The organism is Photobacterium sp. 2_MG-2023, assembly GCF_030547675.1.
Lineage (GTDB): Bacteria > Pseudomonadota > Gammaproteobacteria > Enterobacterales > Vibrionaceae > Photobacterium > Photobacterium arenosum.
In genome coordinates this window covers 39,358-61,112 of sequence record NZ_JAUOQQ010000005.1, presented here as the reverse complement: position 1 = coordinate 61,112, position 21,755 = coordinate 39,358, and the positions used below count along the sequence as shown (strand labels likewise).

Here is a 21,755-nt window from a genome sequence, read left to right as displayed (position 1 = left end):
CCCGGAATCCTTCGGGGTAAGGTTCACAACGTCCTGCATAACTTATATATTCAGTTCTATTCATTCGAACTTAATCCCCATCGGTTAATTGAGAATCAACGTGGCGAAACAAATTCAAGCAATTCGAGGCATGAACGATTGCCTCCCAACTCAGTCTCCGCTTTGGCAGAAAGTGGAAAATACCGCGAAACAAGTCGTCAGCGCTTACGGATACAATGAAGTTCGTATGCCGATTGTCGAGATGACGCATTTGTTTAAGCGTGCCATCGGTGAAGTGACCGATGTGGTCGAAAAGGAAATGTATACCTTTGAAGACCGCAACGGTGACAGCCTGACACTGCGCCCTGAAGGGACAGCAGGTTGTGTACGTGCCGGTATAGAAAATGGCCTGCTGTACAATCAGGAACAGCGTTTGTGGTATATGGGCCCCATGTTTCGCCATGAGCGTCCGCAGAAAGGCCGTTATCGCCAGTTCCATCAGTTTGGCGTAGAAGTGTTTGGCATTGAAGGGCCGGATGTTGATGCAGAACTGATCATGATGACGGCACGTTTGTGGCGTGAACTGGGCATTGATAAGCATGTACGCCTGGAGCTGAACTCTATTGGTTCTTCTGAAGCCCGTGCCGCGTATCGCGATGCTTTGATTGCATTCCTTGAGCAGCATCTTGACGTGCTCGATGAAGACAGCAAGCGCCGTATGTACACCAATCCTCTTCGTGTGCTGGATACCAAAAATAAAGATATACAAGCGATTTTGACCGATGCGCCGACCTTGTCTGACTATCTGGATGATGATTCCAAGGCGCATTTTTCAGGTTTGTGTGAACTATTAGACGCTGCTGGCATCGAATACCAGGTAAATGAACGCCTTGTGCGTGGTTTGGATTATTATAACCGCACGGTTTTTGAGTGGATCACCGACAGCCTGGGTGCCCAAGGCACTGTATGTGGTGGTGGCCGCTATGACGGTATGGTTGAACAGCTGGGTGGCAAAGCGACGCAAGGCGTGGGCTTTGCTATGGGCCTGGAGCGTCTGGTACTGATGCTGGAAACCCTGGAGCTGACCGACGTTCGCCGCAGTGTAGATGTCTACGTAGTGACTGCCGGTGAAGGTACACTGATGGCAGGCATGAAGCTGGCTGAAACCCTGCGCGAAGCCGTACCGGGACTGAGAGTGATGAATCACTTTGGTGGCGGTAACTTCAAGAAACAGTTTAAACGCGCAGATAACGTGGGTGCGATTGTTGCTCTGGTTCTGGGGGAGAACGAAATTGCAGAAGGTACTGTAGTCGTTAAGGATCTCCGTGGCGGTGAGCAGCAAACATTGGCTCAGGCAGAGGTTGCCGCTAAGCTGGCAGAATTGATTTAAGAGAGGACAGGACGTGGACGTCAATACCACAGAAGAGCAACAGATTGAATCCATCAAGGCATGGATGAAAGAGAACGGTAAAGCCGTTGTGCTTGGTGCCGTACTTGGCCTGGGCGGCCTGTATGGCTGGCGTTATTATCAGGGAGAAGTGCAGGCTGCTAAGGAACTGGCTTCTGAAGCTTATACTCAGACTGTACAGGCTCTGGACAGTGGCAGCGACGAGGCTGTCAGTCAGGCTCAGACGTTTATCAATGATAACCCAAGCAGTCAGTATGCGGTGCTGGCTGCATTGCAACTGGCCAAAGTGCAGGTGGATAAAGGTGAACTGGACGCTGCAGCAGAGCAGTTAAACTGGGCTATCAGTCATACAGAAGATGTTGCTCTGTTGCCTGTGGCTCACACCCGACTGGCGCGAATTCTGGCGGCTCAGCAGTCTTACGACAATGCACTGGCGGAACTGGACAAAGTGAAAGCGGAAAGCTGGCAGGGTAAAGTGGCTGAACTGCGCGGTGATATTTTGCTGCAGAAAGGGGATAAATCAGGAGCTCGTGATGCTTATATCAGCGCACAGCAACTGGGCGCTTCTCCGGCACTGCAAATTAAACTTGACGATCTGGCCCAGTAAAGGCGACAGAGTATGCGAAAGCTATTGAAGCAAGCTGTAGCGCTCGCTGTCGCTATTGGTGTATTGAGCGGCTGTGCCAGTGAAGAAGAAGCGGTGCAAATGGCACCTCTTCCTGCGGTTGAAAACCAGTTCACGCCTGTTCAGGACTGGACACGCAATATTGATGAAGGCGTACAGCATTATTACTCGCGTCTGTCTCCGGTGACGGGATACGGGAAGTTGTTTGTAGCCAGCCGTGAAGGCAAGGTGGAAGCCTTAGATCCGGCGACGGGTAAGAGCGTGTGGGAGCACGAGATTGCCGGCAGCGGCAATGCTAAGTTGTCTGGCGGCCTGACGGTGGCTTACAACAAAGTCTTTATCGGCAGTGAAAATGCTGAAGTTATTGCGCTGGATGCAGAAACCGGTGAGCAAGCCTGGCGTGTCGATATTGATGGCGAAGTGCTGGCTAAACCACTGGCGGATGAAGGCCTGCTGCTGGTGAACACCAGCCGCGGCATTCTACAGGCTTTAGATGCAGAAACCGGTGCGTCTAAATGGCAAATCAGCAGCGAAGTACCATCGTTGACGCTGCGTGGTGACAGCTCGCCTGTGTCTATCTCCGGCGGAGTATTCTGGGGGCAGGCCAACGGTCGGTTGGCGGGTGCTTTCATTCGTAACGGCCAGCTTTTGTGGCAACAGCCTATCGGCCAGCCGCAGGGAGCGACAGAAATTGATCGCCTGGTCGACGTCGATGCTGCACCTGTGATTAACGGTGACCGCCTGTATGCTGCCGGATACAACGGCAATCTGGTATCCATTGATCTGCGTAGTGGCCAACAGGTATGGAAACGCAACTACTCTTCAGCGACTGACTTTGTGATCGACAGCGGCTTGCTGTTTCTGGTAACGGCAGAGGATCACCTGGTGGCCGTGGATATTCGCAGTGGCACAGAGCTGTGGCAAAATACTGAGCTTGCTCACCGCATTCTCAGTGCTCCGTCTGTGATCAATGGGAAGTTAGTGCTGGGTGACAGCTTGGGCTATCTGCATTGGCTGGATACCCATACGGGTGAATTTCTTGCCCAGCAGCAAACCGATGGCAGCGGCATTGCTATCCCGCCGTTAGCGCTGTCAGATGGCTACCTGGTGGTGACCCGAGAAGGCAAATTGAGCAAAATGCATTTGCCTTAGTCACAGGCATATTCTGTGATAAGATTAACGCTTCGGCTCCTGTTTGTATTCACATCAGGGGCCGTTGTTATTCTACCCTTGACGTAGTGATTGTCGTTTGAGACAGACATTACTGTCATTAAGATGATGAAAAAGATAGAGGTAAACTCATTATGATTCCTGTAGTTGCCCTTGTCGGGCGCCCGAATGTGGGTAAATCGACGTTGTTTAACCGTCTTACCCGCACCCGGGATGCGCTGGTCGCTGACTTTCCTGGCCTAACCAGGGATCGTAAGTACGGTCGAGCAGAGCTCGAAGAGAACGAATTCATTGTCATCGACACCGGCGGTATTGATGGTTCCGAGGAAGGTGTCGAGACCAAAATGGCGGAGCAATCGCTAACCGCCATCGAAGAAGCAGATGTTGTACTGTTTCTGGTTGATGGCCGTGCTGGCCTTACCGCATCGGATGAAGCCATTGCCAAGCACCTTCGCAGCCGTCAGAAACCGACATTCTTAGTTGTGAATAAAATTGACGGTATTGATGCCGACAGCGCCTGTGCGGATTTCTGGCAGCTGGGCGTGGATGATATGTATCAGATCGCCGCAGCCCAGAACCGTGGTGTGACCGCGCTGATGGAGCGTGCACTGGCACCTTTCGTTGAAGAATGGAAAGCACGCCAGGCCGAGGAAGATGACGGCTTTGTCGATATCGAAAGCCTGGATTCCGCCAATGCCATCGAAAAGGCTAACCTGACAGAAGAAGATGCAGAAGCTGCCTATAAGCGACTGCAGGAACAACCTATCAAACTGGCGATTATCGGTCGCCCGAATGTGGGTAAATCGACCCTGACTAACCGGATTCTCGGTGAAGAGCGTGTTGTTGTTTACGACATGCCCGGCACCACGCGTGACTCCATTTACATTCCGATGGAGCGGGACGGTCAGGAGTACGTGCTGATTGATACCGCAGGTGTGCGTCGCCGCAAGAATATGAATGAAGCGGTAGAGAAATTCTCGGTTATCCAGACACTGAAAGCGGTTGAAGATGCCAACGTAGTGCTGCTGATCATCGATGCCCGTGAAAATATTTCGGATCAGGATTTGAGCCTGCTTGGTTTTGCGCTCAATTCCGGCCGTTCGCTGGTTATCGCAGTGAACAAGTGGGATGGATTGGATAACGAAGTCAAAGAGCGGGTGAAATCAGAGCTTGATCGCCGGCTTGGCTTTGTCGATTTTGCTCGCATCCACTTTATCTCTGCCCTGCACGGCACGGGTGTGGGCCATTTGTACGAATCTGTGAAGGAAGCGTACCAGTCGGCGACTAAGCGTATCAGTACCTCCCTGCTGACCCGTATTATGCAAATGGCACAGGATGACCACCAGCCGCCTATGATCCGCGGCCGCCGGGTGAAACTGAAATATGCCCACGCAGGGGGTTATAATCCGCCCATCGTTGTGGTGCATGGGAACCAGGTGAACGACCTGCCGGGTTCTTATAAGCGTTATCTGATGAACTACTTCCGTAAGACACTGGACATGATGGGAACACCGATCCGGATTCACTTCCATAACAGTGATAACCCATTTGGTAATGAGAAACGTCAGAAGCTGACTGTGTCTCAGGAGCGGCAGCGTAAACGCCTGACCAATGCCCTGAAGAACAGGGACCGCAACCAGTAAACACCCAGACCCGGCTGATTGAGCCGGGTTTTTTTTGATCAGAGCAAACCGCCAGAGGATCATGTTACCGGGGGAAAGGGATCGATGAGCGAAGATTATCCTGTTAGCAGACTTGTTTTTGATCGTATCACTATGACGCTAAGCCCCTGTAAATACAGCACTGACAGGCGAGCAAGCGAACTGATTTCGAATTTCCATATATGCTGGATCTTATCGAAATAGAATACCTGGCTAGACTTTTATGCTGTTTAAAATTCATATACAGAACATGTAACTTATGCTTTCGGGAACTGTATTGATAAATGTTCTTTTTGGAGGTGATCGCTGATCAGCCGGGACTTTGTCGTTGATCAAGCCACTGTTGCCGATCTCTGCTATTGATACACTTAAGCTGATAACACTGATCTGCATACTCAGGAGCGTGCGATATGTCTCAGCCACTTTGTCCGGAATGCCGGCTCAATCTTGTCTGGCAGCATCAAGGCTATTTTTGTCTTCACTGCGAACGCAGGGCGATAAAACATGCCACTTGTCACGATTGCGGACACCCGTTAGAAAGCCTCAATGCTTGTGGTGCCACCAGTTATTTCTGTGCGCACTGCAATGAACTCAAGTCAAAGTCACAAGCCTTGATCACTTATACTCTGGCAGATAAAACCACGGAGTGACCTGTTACTACCAGTGCGAAAGCCGATCTGTGACGGGTTTTCTCACTTTTTACCGCATGAACCATACTCATTGATAGCCAATTCCACTCCTTTGATTTATTCTCATTTGCTAATAATTATCATTTATTAAGATCAGGAAAAGGATTCCGGTATGGATAAGCAGTGTCCGCTGCTGACGGTAGACAAGCTGTCAGTATCATTCACCATGGAGACAGGCATCGTTGATGCGGTAAAGCAAATCAGCTTTAGTGTGGACAAAGGCCAGACCCTGGCACTGGTGGGGGAGTCGGGTTCAGGTAAATCCGTCACCTCTGGCGCTGTCATGGGGCTGCTGCCGAAAAATGCCTGGGTCGATCCCGACAGCCAGATTCATTTTCAGGGAACCGATTTATTATCGCTGCCGGAAAACGTGTTGCGGGGCTACCGAGGTGGCAAGATAGCAATGATCTTTCAGGAGCCTATGACTTCGCTCAATCCCTATATGCCAATTGGGGAGCAAGTGGCTGAAGCGATTCGCTGCCACCGCGATGTCACGCGAAAAGAGGCGATGGAAGAAACGCTGGTGCTCTTTGAGCGGGTACAGCTTCCTGAGCCGCGCAAGCGACTTCGTCACTATCCTCATGAGTTCTCCGGCGGGCAGCTACAGCGGATCATGATTGCCATGGCGTTGGCGAATAAGCCTGACCTGCTGATTGCGGATGAGCCGACCACAGCGCTGGATGTCACAGTGCAGGCAGAAGTGCTGTCGTTACTTAAAGAGATCCAGGCTGAGATGGGGATGGCAATTCTGTTTATTACCCATGACCTTGGTGTGGTGCGCCATTTTGCCGATGATGTGGTGGTGATGTGTAAAGGCGAAGTGGTTGAGGCCGGTCATGTTGACAAGGTCTTTCATGCGCCAGAGCACCCGTACACCAAAATGCTGCTTGACGCTGAGCCTAAGCCGGGCGAGGTGAGCGATAAGCATCACGCCCCCGTTATCCTGGACGCCCAGGATATCAAAGTCAGCTATGTGCTGAAGTCAAACTGGCTGGGCCAGCCGATCGAACACCTGGATGCGGTGAAGGGCATCAGTCTGACATTACGGCAGGGAGAAACGCTGGGAATTGTTGGTGAATCCGGTTCGGGAAAATCCACTCTCGGCCGCGCTCTGATGCAATTGCTGCCGTTTAGTGGTGCTGTCAGCTTTGATGGCAGGAAACTGGGCGAGATGACGGCCAGAGAGCGTTTTGAACTCAAACGTCACATGCAGATGGTCTTTCAGGACCCCTATGGTTCACTGTCACCCCGGATGACCATCGGTGAGATCATCACTGAACCTCTGACTGTTTTTACCCAAATGACAAAAAGTGAGCGCATCCAGAAGGCGCGAAAAGCACTGGACGAGGTGCGCATGGATCCCGCCAGTATCAACCGCTATCCGCATGAGTTTTCCGGCGGTCAGCGTCAGCGGATTGCGATTGCCCGCGCCTTGGTCTCTGAGCCTAAGTTTATTCTGCTGGATGAACCGACATCGGCGTTAGACCGCTCGGTACAGCTCACTGTGCTGGAGCTGCTCAAAGACATTCAGCGTCGCCATAACATCGGCTATGTGTTTATCAGCCATGATCTGGCTGTCGTACGTGCCATTTCAGATCATGTGATGGTGATGCAGCGTGGTGAGGTGGTCGAGCAGGGTACGCCTGAGCAGATTTTTGACCATCCGCAGCAGGCGTATACCCAACGTCTGATCAGCGCCTGTATGTTGGTCGAAGACGCTGCCTGACAGGATGAGCGATGACGCTAGTCGCTGACTATAGAGCGTATATTGCCATCGGCCAGCGTGGTTTGCAGTGTATCACCGGTGTTAACCTGGCTGGCACTGCGGATCACCTGGCCGTTCTCGTCGCGGGTAATCGAATAACCCCGGGCCAGTGTTGCCAGCGGGCTGACGGCATCGAGTTTTTCAGTCGCCAGAGCCAGCTGGTGGCTGGCTTTAACGAGCCGGCGGTCCATGGCATCGAGTAAACGACGCTGGTTGGTAGCAAGCTGAGTACCTAACCGTTCCAGCTGATGGGCCGGTGAATGCAGCGCCAGTTTATAGTCACTGCGATGCAGGTGTTGCTGACGGTCTGACACCTGCTTGCGCATCGCCCGTTCCAGACGGCTTCTCAGCTCATCCAGGCGCTGGCTTTGCTGGTTAAGTTGTACTTGCGGATGCTGGCGATCCAGCCTGTGTTGCCAGCGAACGAGCTGGCTTTGCCTGACGGACAGATAGTGCCGCATTGCATGCCGCAGTTGTTGCTGGTGCTGATGGATTTTCTGCATCTGTGCGCTGAGATCGCGGCTGACCAGTTCGGCGGCGGCGGAAGGTGTGGGTGCCCGCATGTCGGCGACAAAGTCTGCGATCGTCACATCCACTTCATGACCGACCGCACTGATAATGGGGATCTGGCTGGCAGCTATAGTGCGGGCCACAATTTCCTCGTTAAAGGCCCATAAATCTTCCAGTGAGCCGCCGCCACGTCCCACAATCAGCACATCACATTCCTGACGAGTGTTGGCTCGGCCTATGGCCTGCGCAATCGAGATAGCGGCGCCTTCACCCTGCACCATAGTGGGGTAGATAACGACAGGTAAACTGGGATCCCGGCGCTTGAGCACCTGGAGAATATCGTGCAGGGCAGCCCCGGTTTTTGAGGTGATAATGCCCACCCGTTTAGGTTGCTCAGGCAGCGTTTTTTTCAGTGTCTGGGCAAACAATCCTTCTGCTGCCAGCTGCATTTTCAGTTTTTCGAACTGCTGCTGCAGACGGCCATCCCCTTCGGGCTGCATGCTGTCGATAATCAGCTGATAATCGCCCCGTGGCTCGTAGAGCGACAGCCGCGCTTTCACTAACACCTGGTTGCCGTTCGCCGGGCGAAAGGTGACACGCTGGTTGTTGCCCCGGAACATGGCGCATTTAACCTGTGCCCGGGCGTCTTTCAGGGTGAAATACCAGTGACCGGACACCGGCGCTGAAAAGTTAGACAATTCACCGACCAGCCAGACAACCCCCATTTCATTCTCAAGCAAAAGGCGAACCTGAGCATTCAGACTGGACACTGTATAGATACGCGAATTCTGGGATGAGGCAGTACTGTAAAGACTCACGACAAGGAAACCTGTGGTTGCAGGACATTAGTTCTGAAGAGGATGGTGCACGATTTTGATAGCAGTATCAAATGAATGTAGCCGCAAGGAAGGCTGAAAAGCGTACAGGCGCAGAGAGGCCCTGAACTACGGCCCGCAGCTTGGTCACTTAAACCGGAATATATTACGTATCAACGGAAAAGTGTCAATAAAAAAGATTTAATTTTTTCTAGCCAAACGTTTGCTTCGTACGTATAATTTGTTCGCAATATTTTATCCCTTCTTTAAAACCTTACATGGTGTGAGATATTGCGATGTTACGTATCAAACAAGAAGCTTTGACCTTTGATGATGTCCTGCTAGTTCCGGCACATTCGACTGTTCTTCCTAACACTGCCGATCTGCGCACCCGTCTGACCAAGACCATTACTCTGAATATCCCTATGGTATCTGCCTCTATGGATACAGTAACGGAAGGCCGACTGGCAATTGCGTTGGCCCAGGAAGGGGGAATTGGCTTTATTCACAAGAATATGTCAATTGAGCAACAGGCACGTGAAGTGCGCATGGTGAAGAAATTTGAAGCCGGTGTCGTGCAAGAGCCGGTGACGGTGAAGCCTTACCAAACCATTTCTGATGTGAAACGTCTGACGGAAGAAAACGGCTTTGCCGGTTTCCCTGTTGTAGATGACAACCACGCGCTGGTGGGTATCATTACCGGCCGTGATATCCGTTTCGTGACCGACCTGACACAGAAAGTAGAAAGCGTGATGACCTCGAAAGAGCGTCTCGCTTCTGTGACGGAAGGTGCTTCCCGTGAAGAAGTAGAAGCCGTGATGCAAGCGCATCGCGTCGAGAAAGTACTGGTGGTGAATGACCAGTTCCAGCTTAAAGGCATGATCACTGCCAAAGACTTCCAGAAAGCCGAGCGTAAGCCGAATGCCTGCAAAGATGAGCAGGGTCGTCTGCGTGTGGGTGCTGCCGTTGGCGCAGGTGCCGGTAACGAAGAGCGCGTGAAAGCGCTGGTAGAAGCTGGTGTCGATGTGCTGCTGATTGACTCGTCTCACGGTCACTCTGAAGGCGTACTGCAGCGTATCCGCGAAACCCGTGCGGCTTTCCCTGAGCTGCCGATTGTCGGCGGTAACGTGGCGACGGCAGAAGGTGCGCGTGCCTTGATCGAAGCCGGTGTCAGTGCAGTGAAAGTGGGTATTGGCCCGGGTTCAATCTGTACAACCCGTATCGTGACCGGCGTGGGTGTACCTCAAATTACGGCGATTGCTGATGCAGCGGCTGTCGCTAATGAATATGATATCCCTGTGATTGCCGACGGCGGTATCCGTTTCTCCGGTGACATGTGTAAAGCCATTGCGGCGGGCGCATCCTGCGTTATGGTCGGCTCTATGTTTGCCGGTACCGATGAAGCGCCGGGTGAAGTCGAGTTGTATCAGGGTCGTGCCTATAAGTCATACCGTGGTATGGGCTCTCTGGGTGCGATGTCTAAAGGGTCTTCTGACCGTTACTTCCAGACGGACAATGCGGCTGACAAACTGGTACCTGAAGGTATTGAAGGGCGTGTCGCTTATAAAGGCCACCTGAAAGAAATCGTACACCAGCAAATGGGCGGCCTGCGCTCAAGCATGGGCCTGACCGGCTCACCAACGATTGAAGACCTGCGCACCAAAGCGGAATTTGTCCGCATCTCCGGTGCGGGTATGCAAGAGTCGCACGTTCACGATGTGACTATCACCAAAGAAGCGCCTAACTACCGTATGGGCTCATAACACACGGACTGGACCGGTTGCTGAGGCAGCCGGTCTGCGTTAATCCGACGATTTTTCCTGGGGTGGTGAGCCGCCCCTTTTGATTGCAATTGATATTTGAGACTGCCCGAATGACCACAAATATTCATGATCAACGTATTCTTATCCTGGACTTTGGTTCCCAATACACACAGCTGATCGCACGTCGTATCCGTGAAATCGGCGTGTACTGCGAACTGTGGAGCTGGGATGTGGAAGAGGCGGATATCCGCGATTTCAATCCTAACGGTATTATCCTGTCTGGTGGTCCGGAGAGTGTCGCGGCAGAGAATTCACCTCGCGCCCCTCAGTATGTTTTTGAAGCTGGTGTGCCTGTTCTGGGTGTGTGTTACGGCATGCAGACCATGGCTGAGCAACTGGGCGGAAAAGTGGCCGGTTCCCACGTGCGTGAGTTTGGTTATGCGCAGGTTGAGGTGATTGAGCCAACGGCGCTGCTGAAAAATATTGAAGACGCTGTGGCAGAAGACGGTAACGCCCTGCTGGACGTCTGGATGAGCCACGGTGACAAAGTAGTCGAAATCCCTGCTGATTTCGTGAAAGTCGCCGCCACTGAGACCTGCCCGTACGCTGCGATGGCGAACGAAGAGAAACACTTCTACGGTGTGCAGTTCCATCCGGAAGTGACTCATACCCGTCAGGGGCTGCGTCTGCTGGAAAACTTTGTTCTCAACATCTGTGGCTGTGAGAAGCTGTGGACGCCATCTACCATCATTGAGGATGCCATTGCTCGCATCAAAGATCAGGTAGGTGACGATGAAGTGATTCTGGGCCTGTCCGGCGGTGTTGATTCATCGGTTGTGGCTATGTTGATCCACCGTGCTATCGGCGACAAGCTGACCTGTGTGTTTGTTGATAACGGTTTGCTGCGCCTGAACGAAGGTGAGCAGGTGATGGAAATGTTCGGCGATCATTTTGGTCTGAACATTGTGCATGTCAAAGCAGAACAGCGTTTCCTGTCGGCTCTGGCCGGTGAAGCGGATCCGGAAGCCAAGCGTAAGATCATCGGTCACGTGTTCGTTGATGTGTTCGATGAAGAATCGAAGAAACTGCAAAACGCCAAGTGGCTGGCTCAGGGCACTATCTACCCTGATGTGATCGAATCTGCGGCGTCGAAAACCGGCAAAGCACATGTCATCAAGTCGCACCACAACGTAGGTGGCCTGCCGGAAGATATGGCTATGGGTCTGGTTGAGCCGCTCAAAGAGCTGTTCAAAGACGAAGTGCGTAAGATTGGTCTGGAACTGGGTCTGCCGTACAACATGCTGTATCGCCACCCGTTCCCTGGACCAGGTCTGGGTGTGCGTGTGCTGGGCGAAGTGAAGAAAGAGTATTGTGATCTGCTGCGCCGTGCGGATGCTATCTTCATTGAAGAGCTGCACAAAGCGGATCTGTACAACAAAGTCTCTCAGGCCTTTACTGTTTTCCTGCCGGTACGTTCTGTCGGTGTAATGGGCGATGGCCGTAAGTACGACTGGGTGGTATCGCTGCGCGCAGTAGAAACCATCGACTTCATGACAGCCCACTGGGCACACCTGCCATACGATTTCCTGGGTAAGGTATCCAACCGCATCATCAACGAAGTGGACGGTATCTCCCGCGTGGTTTATGACATCTCAGGTAAACCACCAGCGACGATTGAGTGGGAATAATTTCCTTATTCAAATACAGTCATAATTATTGAAGAAAGGCGCCTGCAAGGCGCCTTTTTCTTTTTCATGTCACCAGGAATACCTTAAGACTTATTGCGGTTTAACAAACTTTAAATAAATCACCGTTTGGTTATTTATTCTAATTATTTGATTTTTTGTCTTATTTTTATGCTTCTATATTAATCATTAATGGTTTTACTGACTTGCATTGATGGGGTAGTCTTTAGCGATTTTTATACTCATTCGATTTAATAAGGAAGTACGACTATGAGTGAAGCCTTGAGTCCTGGCCAAAAATCGCGGGGCATTATCGCGTTCATTGAACGCGCCGGGCAGAAAATCCCCGATCCTGTGGTGATTTTCATGTTCTTGTTCGCCGTTGTGCTGGTGCTGACCAGCCTGATTGGCGGTATGCAGTTTGACGTGATGGGGGCTGACGGCGGTGCTGTCACACACAGTATTAAGAATATGCTGGATACTGAGCATGTCCGTTGGCTGTTCGATAATGCATTGCTGCAGAACTGGCTGGCGTTTGGGCGCGGTGTGCTGGGCGTGATTCTGATTGTGATGCTGGCGGTGGGCATTGCAGAACATTCCGGATTACTGGCCGCGCTGATCAAGAAAGTCGGCCTGCACATCAGTGATCGCTGGTTGCCTTATATGGTCGTGTTCCTGGGCATCATGTCATCCGTTGCCAGCGATGCCGGTTATCTGGTGCTGATCCCGCTGGCTGGCCTTTTGTATGCCGGGTTGGGCAAGAACCCTTTGATTGGCATGGCTGCAGCATTTGCCGGTGTGTCGGCGGGTTTTAGTGCGAACTTGATCCCCGCAACACCTTCTGATGTCATCCTGGGTGTCAATGCCCGTATTTTTGCCGAATCGCAGGGTGTGCCATTTACCACGGCCAGCGGTGAGCCACTTAACCCTGCCACCATGCATTATTACTTTATCGTTGTCTCGACGATTATACTGACCCTGGTTGGCGCCTGGGTGACCAAACGTTTTGTGGCCCCGCGCTTGTCTGCCATGAGCTATGAGCTGCCGGATGATCTCAAACTGGATGATTTCAAACTGACGGCGCAAGAGCAAAAAGGGTTGCGGATGGCGGGATTGGGGCTGCTTGCGGCTCTGCTGGGTATTTATCAGCTGGCGACAGGCCCGCTGGCTCCCTATACCAATGCTGCTGGCCAGCAAGTTACGCCATACCTGGACAATGTCATTCTGCTGATTTCGTTTGTGTTTGTTGTGGTGGGCCTTTGTTATGGGGTGACTACCCGCAAGTTCACATCGCTGCAGGATGTGGTCAAAGCCATGGTCAAGCAGATGAATACCATGGGCTATATTCTGGTGCTGACTTTCTTCTGCTATAACTTTTTGGCTATGCTCAGTTACTCCGGCCTTGGCACTTACGTGACCTATCTGGGCGCGACCTTCTTAGGCTCGCTGGGACTGCAGTCATTCCCGATTGCGCTGATTATCGGTTTTATCCTGACCACGGCTTTCATCAACCTGTTTGTGGGCGGCATGACGTCGAAATGGATGCTGTTGGGGCCGATCTTTGTGCCCATGCTGTATCAGGTGAACCCGAATATGACCCCTGATTTGGTGACCGCCGCTTACCGTGTTGCCGATTCTTCAACCAATATTATTACCCCTATGATGACCTATGCCGGTGTTGTGCTGGCCTTTATGCGCAAATATAAACCTGAACTGAAATTTGGGGATGTGATTAGCATGATGGTGCCTTACTCGGCGGCTTTCCTGCTGATGTGGACAGTTGTGCTGGTGATCTTCTTTGCCTTCGGTCTGCCCCTGGGTTTCTGATCAGGCACAAGTGCCCGTCAGATACTACAGCGCCCGGTACCTGCCGGGCGCTGTGCGATAAAACATTTGTTGTCACTGACATTGTCCAGCTTCATGCGATGGTCCCGGTTCAGTAGTGAATCACAGAACGTATACTCTTACCCTGATGCATCAGTTCAAAGGCCTGGTTGATATCATCCAGCGGCATGGTATGTGTGATGAAATCGTGCAGCTGAAATTCACCCTGAAGGTAACGCTCCACGATATCGGGCAATTGGGTACGGCCTTTAACGCCGCCAAAAGCGGTGCCGCGCCAGACCCGTCCGGTGACCAGCTGAAATGGCCGGGTGGAGATTTCCTGACCCGCACCGGCAACGCCTATGATAACCGACTCTCCCCAGCCCTTGTGGCAGCACTCCAGTGCTGAGCGCATGACGTTGACATTGCCGATACACTCAAAAGAAAAATCGACGCCGCCATCTGTCATGTCAATGATGACCTCCTGGATAGGCTTGTCGTGATCCTTGGGATTCACACAGTCGGTGGCGCCCAGCTTTTTAGCCAGAGCGAACTTATGGTCATTGATATCAATACCAATAATGCGGGATGCCCCGGCCATGGTGGCGCCTATGATGGCGGACAGGCCAATGCCACCTAAGCCGAAAATGGCGACTGTATTGCCTTTATGCACTTTCGCTGTATTGAGCACGGCCCCCATTCCGGTTGTGACCCCGCAGCCGAGCAGGCAGATTTCTTCCAGCGGGGCGGCCGGATTCACTTTCGCCACTGAAATTTCAGGCAGCACAGTGTATTCAGAGAAGGTTGAGCAGCCCATGTAGTGATAAATCGGCTCGCCATTGAGGGAGAAACGTGTGGTGCCGTCTGGCATCAGCCCTCTGCCCTGAGTGTCGCGAATTTTCTGACACAGATTGGTTTTGCCCGACAGACAGAATTTACATTCTCCGCATTCCGGGGTGTAGAGAGGAATAACATGGTCGCCCACTTGTACTGTGGTGACCCCGGCACCGATTTTCTCAACAATGCCGCCCCCTTCGTGGCCGAGAATGGCGGGGAAGATCCCTTCCGGATCCTCTCCCGACAGGGTAAATGCATCGGTATGGCAGACGCCTGAGGCGACGATACGCACCAGTACCTCACCGGCTTTGGGGAGCTGGACATCGACGTCTTCTATGGTCAGGGGCTGATTCGGTCCCCAGGCAATGGCGGCCCGGGATTTAATAGTGTCCATGATGGTGGTCTCTCAGCAGCGGTAACTATTCATATAAAGTAGGAGAGATTTAGCCATTGTGCCCACTGCGGGGCGGGTCGCTGTCATCATGACGCTTAGGCACTGGAGAGGAGGCGGCGCTTGGCTTATAATCCTCCGCCCAAACCTTGTGAGATCAGAGACCCCGTGGTGAGTGACATCAACCGTCAGGATGAATTTTTTATGCGGCGTGCCATTGAACTGGCAAGCCTGGCTGAAGCCGAAGGTGAAGTTCCTGTCGGCGCCGTTGCTGTACTCAATGGCCGGGTGATCGGTGAAGGCTGGAACCGTTCCATCGGTCAGCATGATGCCACGGCACACGCAGAAATCATGGCGTTGCGTCAGGCCGGAAAAGTATGCAGCAATTACCGCCTGCTGGATGTGGTGCTGTATGTCACCCTGGAACCTTGCCCTATGTGCGCAGCGGCCATGGTGCACAGCCGCATCGGCCGGGTCGTTTTCGGCGCGTCGGATCCGAAAACCGGGGCCGCGGGCAGTGTGATGAACCTGCTCAGTTATTCAGGGGTGAATCACCATGTGGCGTTTCAGGGCGGGGTGCTGGATGCTGAGTGTCGCCAGCAGCTGCAGGCCTTTTTTAAACGCCGCCGTGCCGAGAAAAAAGCCCTGAGGCAGCAGGCCGATCAGGCCCCTGCAACTCAGGACAGCCACAAAAAAGACCAATAAAAAACGGGTGACAATGGCTGCCACCCGTTTACTTCGTTCTGTCACTCCCTGTTACGGCAGTGACGCGCCTTTCCCCGAAACGATCAGCCGCTGAAAGGATCAGCGGCTCACGCTTTTGTTAGCTTTGGTTTTATCCAGCACCTCATCCAGCGTCTGTTCGGCGGTGTCGCTAACTGTATTATTTGCGTTGCCTTCCTGCTCGGCCGGGGTAATTGTCTGCCAGTCATCAACCAGACGGATCCCCTCGCTGTTCACCGGCTGACTGTGCGCCTGTTCGTAGCCTATGATGCTCTGATAGTAGCGACGGATGTTTTCCACATACAGCAGCGCTTCATCGCCACGGGCATATCCATAGCGGGTTTGCCGGTAGTATTTACGTTGCCGTAGCAGCGGCAGCCGCTGTTTGACATCACTCCAGGCATCCGGGTTGCCGCCTTGCTTTTTGGTCAGGCGGCGGGCATCCATCATATGGCCGAAGCCGACATTATAAGAGGCCAGGGCAAACCACACCTTTTCATGCTCTTCAATGCTGTCGGGCACGCGGGCGACCATCTTTCTCAGGTAATCCGTACCGCCGCGGATACTCTGCTCCGGATCCAACCGGTTCTGGACCCCGACGGATTTGGCCGTTGGCAGTGTCAGCATCATCATGCCGCGCACCCCTGTGGGCGAAACGGCTCTGGGGTTCCAGTGCGATTCCTGATAAGACAGGGCTGCCAGCAATCGCCAGTCAAATTCGCTGGCGTACTTCTTAAATGTGCCTTCCCAGCGAGGGAGCTTGGTTTCCAGCGCCCTTAAAAAGGCGCGCGTATCGACATAATCGAACTGATCAACATGGCCGAAATACTTTTCTTCCAGCTTGGCGAGTTCACCGCTTTGTTTCAGTTCACCGAAAAACTCAATCAGCAGCGCATAAAGGCTATCGTCATTGCTCTGTTCCATGAACCAGCCGATGGGCTCGTCATCTGTCAGCTCAAGGGCCACAGCAATATCGGGGTGGATACGCTGGCTGAGGGCGACATCAACCGAGTCTGCGACGGTATAGTCCAGCTCACCGGCGGCGACCTGGCGCAGCAGCTCCTCGCTGTCAATTTCATCAATGGTCTGCCACACCAGGGTCGGGTGGTCTTTCTTGACAACATCCAGCGTTTTCTCATGACTGGAGTCGCGGACTATGGTCAGAGACCCCTTGTTCTGAGACAGATCGGCAAGATCACGCGGCCGCCATTGACCCTTCTTGTACACCAGGATCTGGCTGGCATAGTAATAGGCCGGCGCAGCCCGGAACATGCGTACACGCTCCGGCGTCATGGTCAGGCCGGCAGCAAGCAGATCGACATCACCCCGTTTCAATGCCGGAAACAGGCCGGATAAGGAGAACAAAGGCTGCATTTCCAGCTTTACCCCCAGTTTGTCTGCGAAGCGCTGCGCAAGGTCATAATCCAGCCCGGTAGGGCCGTCCGGACCTATATAGTAGGAAATCTGGTTATTCAGCGTGCCAATGCGCAAAACGCCACTGTCGCGTATCCGTTCCAGCTCAGTGCGGGTGTCGCTTTCCCACTGACAGCCAGATAATGTCAATGCTGTCAGTAGTATGGCGACAAAGGCGCGGAGATTAGTGGAAAAAACTACTCGTCTCAATAATGCATGCTCATTTATTTATTCAGTCGTTCTTTATACCAAAGGTCGCATTCAGGACAAAGCCGACCCCCTTTGATCTTATCCGGCGGTCTGGATTTAGGTGAAAAAATGTCCGATTTTGGGCTGGTAGTCAAAGATCGCTGTGGATATCAGCCGGATTGAAAAAAAATAGCGCAAACGGTTGCGTCAGGTGTTACGTCACACTGTGTTTTCCCTTATACTATCGCCCATCGTAATTTTTCCTCCCGGACAAGTGAGAAAAAAGGGCGCTGAACAAGGTGACATTGACGTGATTCCCGGCTGGGGAGCAGGCCAATATCACCTTCATTCAACTGCTAATCGAGAGTCGTACGCACATGGAAATTTTGCGTGGTTCACCCGCACTGTCTGAGTTTCGTGTCAACAAGCTGCTAGCGCGTTGCCAAGAGTCCGGTCTGCCTGTCACCGGCATCTACGCCGAATACATGCACTTTGCTGAGCTGGCATCGCCGCTTAACAGCGAAGCGCTGGGTACGCTGACCAGCCTGCTCACCTATGGCCCTACGATTGCCGAACATGAACCTACGGGTAGCTTGTTCCTGGTCACTCCGCGTCCCGGCACCATTTCTCCCTGGTCTTCCAAAGCAACAGATATCGCCCATAACTGCGGTCTGGAGCAAATCAAACGCCTTGAGCGCGGTACGGCATATTATGTCGAAACTGACTCAGCGCTGAGCCAAGACCAGCTGTCTGTGCTTAAAGGGCTGCTGCATGATCGTATGATGGAAGTCGTCTTTGACGATGTTGCTCAGGCTGAAGCCCTGTTCCGTCATGCCGAACCGGCACCGCTGCAGAGCGTGGATATCCTGGCCGGCGGTCGCCGCGCGCTGGAAGACGCCAATATCGCACTGGGCCTGGCACTGGCCGAGGACGAAATTGATTATCTGGTTGAGAACTTTACCAAGCTGGGTCGAAACCCGAACGACATTGAGCTGATGATGTTTGCCCAGGCAAACTCTGAGCACTGCCGTCATAAAATCTTCAATGCTGACTGGACTATCGACGGTGTCGATCAGGAAAAGTCACTGTTCAAGATGATCAAAAATACCTATGAGCAGAACAGCGAGTATGTGCTGTCGGCCTATAAAGATAACGCCGCTGTGATGACCGGCTCTGAGGTAGGGCGTTTCTTCCCGGATGCGGAAAACCGCCAGTACAACTACCATCAGGAAGCGGCGCACATCCTGATGAAAGTAGAAACCCACAACCACCCGACGGCGATTTCACCCTGGCCGGGTGCATCGACCGGTTCTGGCGGTGAAATTCGTGATGAAGGCGCAACAGGGATCGGCGGCAAACCCAAAGCCGGTCTGGTGGGCTTTACTGTCTCTAACCTGCGTGTGCCGGGTTTTGAGCAGCCGTGGGAAACGGATTTTGGTAAGCCTGGCCGTATCGTGACTGCGCTGGATATCATGCTGGAAGGCCCGCTCGGTGGCGCGGCATTCAACAATGAGTTCGGCCGTCCTAACCTGCTGGGTTACTTCCGGACTTATGAAGAAAAAGTCACTTCCCACAATGGCGAAGAAATTCGCGGTTACCACAAGCCGATTATGATTGCTGGTGGTATGGGTAACATCCGTGAAGATCATGTTCAGAAGAAAGAAATTCCGGTTGGTGCCAAGCTGATCGTGCTGGGTGGCCCGGCAATGAATATCGGTCTGGGCGGCGGCGCGGCATCTTCCATGGCATCCGGCCAGTCGGCGGAAAACCTGGATTTTGCCTCGGTACAGCGTGAAAACCCGGAAATGGAACGCCGTTGTCAGGAAGTGATCGACCGTTGCTGGCAGTTGGGTGATGACAACCCGATTGCCTTTATCCACGATGTCGGCGCGGGCGGTATCTCCAATGCCCTGCCTGAGCTGGTGAACGATGGCGAGCGCGGCGGTAAGTTCCAGCTGCGTGATGTTCCTAACGACGAACCAGGCATGAACCCGCTGGAAATCTGGTGTAATGAATCCCAGGAGCGTTACGTTCTGGCGGTTGCCCCTGAGCATATGGCTGTCTTTGATGCTATCTGTCAGCGTGAGCGTGCACCGTACGCTGTGGTGGGCGAAGCAACGGAAGAGCGTCATCTGACTCTGGATGACAGTCATTTTGATAACACGCCAATCGATATGCCGCTGGACATTCTGCTGGGCAAGCCACCTAAAATGCACCGTGATGTGACCACACAGAAGGTGCAGGGCAGTGCGATTAACCGTGACGGGATCGAACTGGCAGAAGCGAGCCATCGCGTATTGCGTCTGCCAGCCGTTGCCGAGAAAACCTTCCTGATCACCATTGGCGATCGCACGGTGACGGGTCTGGTTGCCCGTGATCAGATGGTCGGTCCCTGGCAGGTGCCGGTTGCCAACTGTGCGGTCACCGCAGCCAGTTATGACACCTACCATGGCGAAGCCATGTCTATGGGTGAGCGTACCCCTGTGGCTCTGCTGGACTTTGCCGCTTCTTCCCGCCTGGCTGTCGGTGAAGCGCTCACTAACATTGCCAGTGCCGATATCGGCGATCTGAAGCGGATTAAACTGTCGGCCAACTGGATGTCACCAGCCGGTCACCCGGGTGAAGATGCCGGTCTGTACGAAGCCGTTAAAGCGGTGGGCGAGGAGTTGTGTCCGGCGCTGGGCCTGACCATTCCGGTGGGTAAAGACTCCATGTCGATGAAGACCAAGTGGCAGGAGAACGGCGAAGAGAAAGAAGTTACTTCTCCGCTGTCTCTGGTGATCACGGCCTTTGGTCGCGTGGAAGATGTGCGTAAAACCGTAACCCCACAGCTGCGTACTGACCAAGGCGACTCCAGCCTGATCCTGATCGATCTCGGCTGCGGTAAGAACCGTCTGGGTGCGACAGCACTGGCACAGGTTTACAAACAACTGGGTGATAAGCCTGCGGACGTTGACAGCCCTGAACTGTTGAAAGGTTTCTTCCACGCAGTACAAAAGCTGGTGCGGGACGAAAAACTGCTGGCGTACCATGACCGTGGCGACGGCGGCCTGTATGTGACGCTGGCTGAAATGGCTTTTGCCGGTCATACCGGTGTTGAAGTGGATATCAACACCACAGACGGCGACAGTTGTGACGATGTACTGGCTATGCTGTTCAACGAGGAGCTGGGTGCAGTCCTGCAAGTGCGGACTGACGATCTGGCACTGGTTGAAAACGAGCTGGCGAAGTACGGTCTGGCATCGTGCAGCCATGTGATAGGGACAGTGGTTGACGAAGACGCAGTCCGTATCTGGAACGGGAACGATCTGGTGCTGGATCAAAACCGCACTGAGCTGCGCGCTATCTGGGCGGAAACCACCTATCAGATGCAGGCGATGCGTGATAATCCTGCTGGCGCTGTGCAGGAATTTGAGGCTAAGAAAGACAGCCAGGATCCGGGTCTGAGTGCTTCGCTGAGCTTTGATATCAACGAAGATGTGGCCGCGCCATTTATCGCTACCGGTGCCCGTCCTAAGATGGCCATTCTGCGTGAGCAGGGTGTGAACTCCCACGTTGAGATGGCAGCAGCCTTCGATCGTGCTGGTTTCGATGCCCGCGATGTTCACATGAGTGACATTCTGTCCGGGCGTGTGGAACTGGATGGCTTTAATGGTCTGGTGGCCTGTGGCGGTTTCTCGTACGGTGACGTACTGGGTGCCGGTGAAGGCTGGGCCAAGTCTGTGCTGTTTAATAACATGGCCCGTGATCAGTTTGAGCGTTTCTTCCACCGTGACAGCACCTTCGCATTGGGCGTGTGTAACGGTTGTCAGATGATGTCTAATCTGCGCGACCTGATCCCGGGAGCTGAGCTGTGGCCGCGTTTCGTGCGCAATGAGTCGGAGCGTTTTGAAGCCCGTTTCAGCCTGGTAGAAGTGCAGCAGAGCGATTCACTGTTCCTGAACGGCATGGCCGGTTCGCGTATGCCAATTGCAGTGTCGCACGGTGAAGGTCGCGTGGAAGTGCGTAATGCTGAGCATCTGTCTGCGATAGAGCAGTCAGGAACGGTTGCGCTGCGTTTCCTTGATAACTACGGCAACGTCACGCAGAACTATCCGGCCAACCCGAATGGTTCCCCTAACGGCATTACCGGCCTGACAACCCAGGATGGCCGGGTGACTATCATGATGCCTCACCCGGAGCGTGTGTTCCGTACTGTGGCTAACTCCTGGCATCCTGATGACTGGAACGAAAACAGCCCTTGGATGCGTATGTTCCGTAATGCGCGCGTCAATCTGGGCTAATCTTTCACAGCCTGATGTCTGACTG

Annotated in this window: 14 protein-coding genes; 11 read left to right on the top strand and 3 right to left on the bottom strand. The window is 53.2% G+C overall.

The window, feature by feature from the left end; genetic code table 11:
* Positions 1-100: 100 nt before the first annotated feature.
* The 6 genes from hisS (at position 101) to Q4491_RS05880 (ending at position 7,258) form a co-directional block, all read left to right on the top strand.
* A complete protein-coding gene (gene hisS, locus Q4491_RS05905) occupies positions 101-1,369 on the top strand; it encodes a histidine--tRNA ligase (RefSeq protein ID WP_218382774.1) in 1,269 nt (422 codons plus the stop codon).
* A 13-nt stretch (positions 1,370-1,382) separates the two neighbouring features.
* Positions 1,383-1,994: a tetratricopeptide repeat protein gene (locus Q4491_RS05900; RefSeq protein ID WP_192016993.1), complete on the top strand. Its 612-nt coding sequence runs from the start codon at positions 1,383-1,385 to the stop codon at positions 1,992-1,994.
* 12 nt (positions 1,995-2,006) lie between these two features.
* Positions 2,007-3,164 carry an outer membrane protein assembly factor BamB gene (bamB, locus tag Q4491_RS05895; protein ID WP_303455659.1) on the top strand — a complete coding sequence of 386 codons (1,158 nt, stop codon included), beginning with the start codon at positions 2,007-2,009 and terminating at the stop codon, positions 3,162-3,164.
* Positions 3,165-3,316: 152 nt separating this feature from the next.
* Positions 3,317-4,825, top strand: coding sequence for a ribosome biogenesis GTPase Der (gene der, locus Q4491_RS05890; protein ID WP_303455656.1), 1,509 nt, complete (start codon positions 3,317-3,319; stop codon positions 4,823-4,825).
* A gap of 428 nt (positions 4,826-5,253) precedes the next feature.
* Positions 5,254-5,493 carry a zinc ribbon domain-containing protein gene (locus Q4491_RS05885; RefSeq protein ID WP_192016996.1) on the top strand — a complete coding sequence of 80 codons (240 nt, stop codon included), beginning with the start codon at positions 5,254-5,256 and terminating at the stop codon, positions 5,491-5,493.
* Positions 5,494-5,644: 151 nt separating this feature from the next.
* Positions 5,645-7,258 (top strand): ABC transporter ATP-binding protein, encoded by a 1,614-nt coding sequence (locus Q4491_RS05880; RefSeq protein WP_303455654.1) that lies wholly within the window; start codon positions 5,645-5,647, stop codon positions 7,256-7,258.
* A 17-nt stretch (positions 7,259-7,275) separates the two neighbouring features.
* On the opposite strand, the gene xseA is transcribed toward Q4491_RS05880, so the two are convergent.
* Positions 7,276-8,625, bottom strand: coding sequence for an exodeoxyribonuclease VII large subunit (gene xseA, locus Q4491_RS05875; protein WP_218382776.1), 1,350 nt, complete (start codon positions 8,623-8,625; stop codon positions 7,276-7,278).
* Between the two features lie 293 nt (positions 8,626-8,918).
* On the opposite strand from xseA, the gene guaB reads away from it, so the two are divergent.
* From guaB to Q4491_RS05860, 3 genes are all read left to right on the top strand, one after another.
* Positions 8,919-10,385, top strand: coding sequence for an IMP dehydrogenase (guaB, locus tag Q4491_RS05870; protein WP_192016999.1), 1,467 nt, complete (start codon positions 8,919-8,921; stop codon positions 10,383-10,385).
* Positions 10,386-10,495: 110 nt separating this feature from the next.
* A complete protein-coding gene (gene guaA / locus Q4491_RS05865; RefSeq protein ID WP_192017000.1) occupies positions 10,496-12,073 on the top strand; it encodes a glutamine-hydrolyzing GMP synthase in 1,578 nt (525 codons plus the stop codon).
* A gap of 267 nt (positions 12,074-12,340) precedes the next feature.
* A complete protein-coding gene (locus tag Q4491_RS05860) occupies positions 12,341-13,897 on the top strand; it encodes an AbgT family transporter (protein ID WP_303455650.1) in 1,557 nt (518 codons plus the stop codon).
* 109 nt (positions 13,898-14,006) lie between these two features.
* Here the strand turns inward: Q4491_RS05860 and Q4491_RS05855 are convergent, their stop codons facing one another.
* Positions 14,007-15,125, bottom strand: coding sequence for an S-(hydroxymethyl)glutathione dehydrogenase/class III alcohol dehydrogenase (locus Q4491_RS05855; RefSeq protein ID WP_269093318.1), 1,119 nt, complete (start codon positions 15,123-15,125; stop codon positions 14,007-14,009).
* 168 nt (positions 15,126-15,293) lie between these two features.
* On the opposite strand from Q4491_RS05855, the gene tadA reads away from it, so the two are divergent.
* The gene (gene tadA, locus Q4491_RS05850) at positions 15,294-15,827 is read left to right on the top strand and encodes a tRNA adenosine(34) deaminase TadA (RefSeq protein WP_303455818.1); all 534 of its coding nucleotides are present in this window, start codon (positions 15,294-15,296) and stop codon (positions 15,825-15,827) included.
* A gap of 99 nt (positions 15,828-15,926) precedes the next feature.
* Here the strand turns inward: tadA and mltF are convergent, their stop codons facing one another.
* On the bottom strand, positions 15,927-17,468 hold the full coding sequence (gene mltF, locus Q4491_RS05845; protein WP_303455647.1) for a membrane-bound lytic murein transglycosylase MltF: 1,542 nt from the start codon (positions 17,466-17,468) through the stop codon (positions 15,927-15,929).
* Positions 17,469-17,824: 356 nt separating this feature from the next.
* Here mltF and purL point away from each other — a divergent pair, with 356 nt between their 5' ends.
* The gene (gene purL, locus Q4491_RS05840; RefSeq protein ID WP_303455645.1) at positions 17,825-21,730 is read left to right on the top strand and encodes a phosphoribosylformylglycinamidine synthase; all 3,906 of its coding nucleotides are present in this window, start codon (positions 17,825-17,827) and stop codon (positions 21,728-21,730) included.
* Positions 21,731-21,755: the final 25 nt, after the last annotated feature.

Bases quoted from the DNA above. Each gene is read 5' to 3' on its own strand.
- Q4491_RS05860 (WP_303455650.1), top strand. From the start codon at position 12,341: ATGAGTGAAGCCTTGAGTCCTGGCCAAAAATCGCGGGGCATTATCGCG.
- guaA (WP_192017000.1), top strand. From the start codon at position 10,496: ATGACCACAAATATTCATGATCAACGTATTCTTATCCTGGACTTTGGT.
- bamB (WP_303455659.1), top strand. From the start codon at position 2,007: ATGCGAAAGCTATTGAAGCAAGCTGTAGCGCTCGCTGTCGCTATTGGT.
- Q4491_RS05885 (WP_192016996.1), top strand. From the start codon at position 5,254: ATGTCTCAGCCACTTTGTCCGGAATGCCGGCTCAATCTTGTCTGGCAG.
- Q4491_RS05855 (WP_269093318.1), bottom strand. From the start codon at position 15,125: ATGGACACTATTAAATCCCGGGCCGCCATTGCCTGGGGACCGAATCAG.
- Q4491_RS05880 (WP_303455654.1), top strand. From the start codon at position 5,645: ATGGATAAGCAGTGTCCGCTGCTGACGGTAGACAAGCTGTCAGTATCA.
- der (WP_303455656.1), top strand. From the start codon at position 3,317: ATGATTCCTGTAGTTGCCCTTGTCGGGCGCCCGAATGTGGGTAAATCG.
- purL (WP_303455645.1), top strand. From the start codon at position 17,825: ATGGAAATTTTGCGTGGTTCACCCGCACTGTCTGAGTTTCGTGTCAAC.
- guaB (WP_192016999.1), top strand. From the start codon at position 8,919: ATGTTACGTATCAAACAAGAAGCTTTGACCTTTGATGATGTCCTGCTA.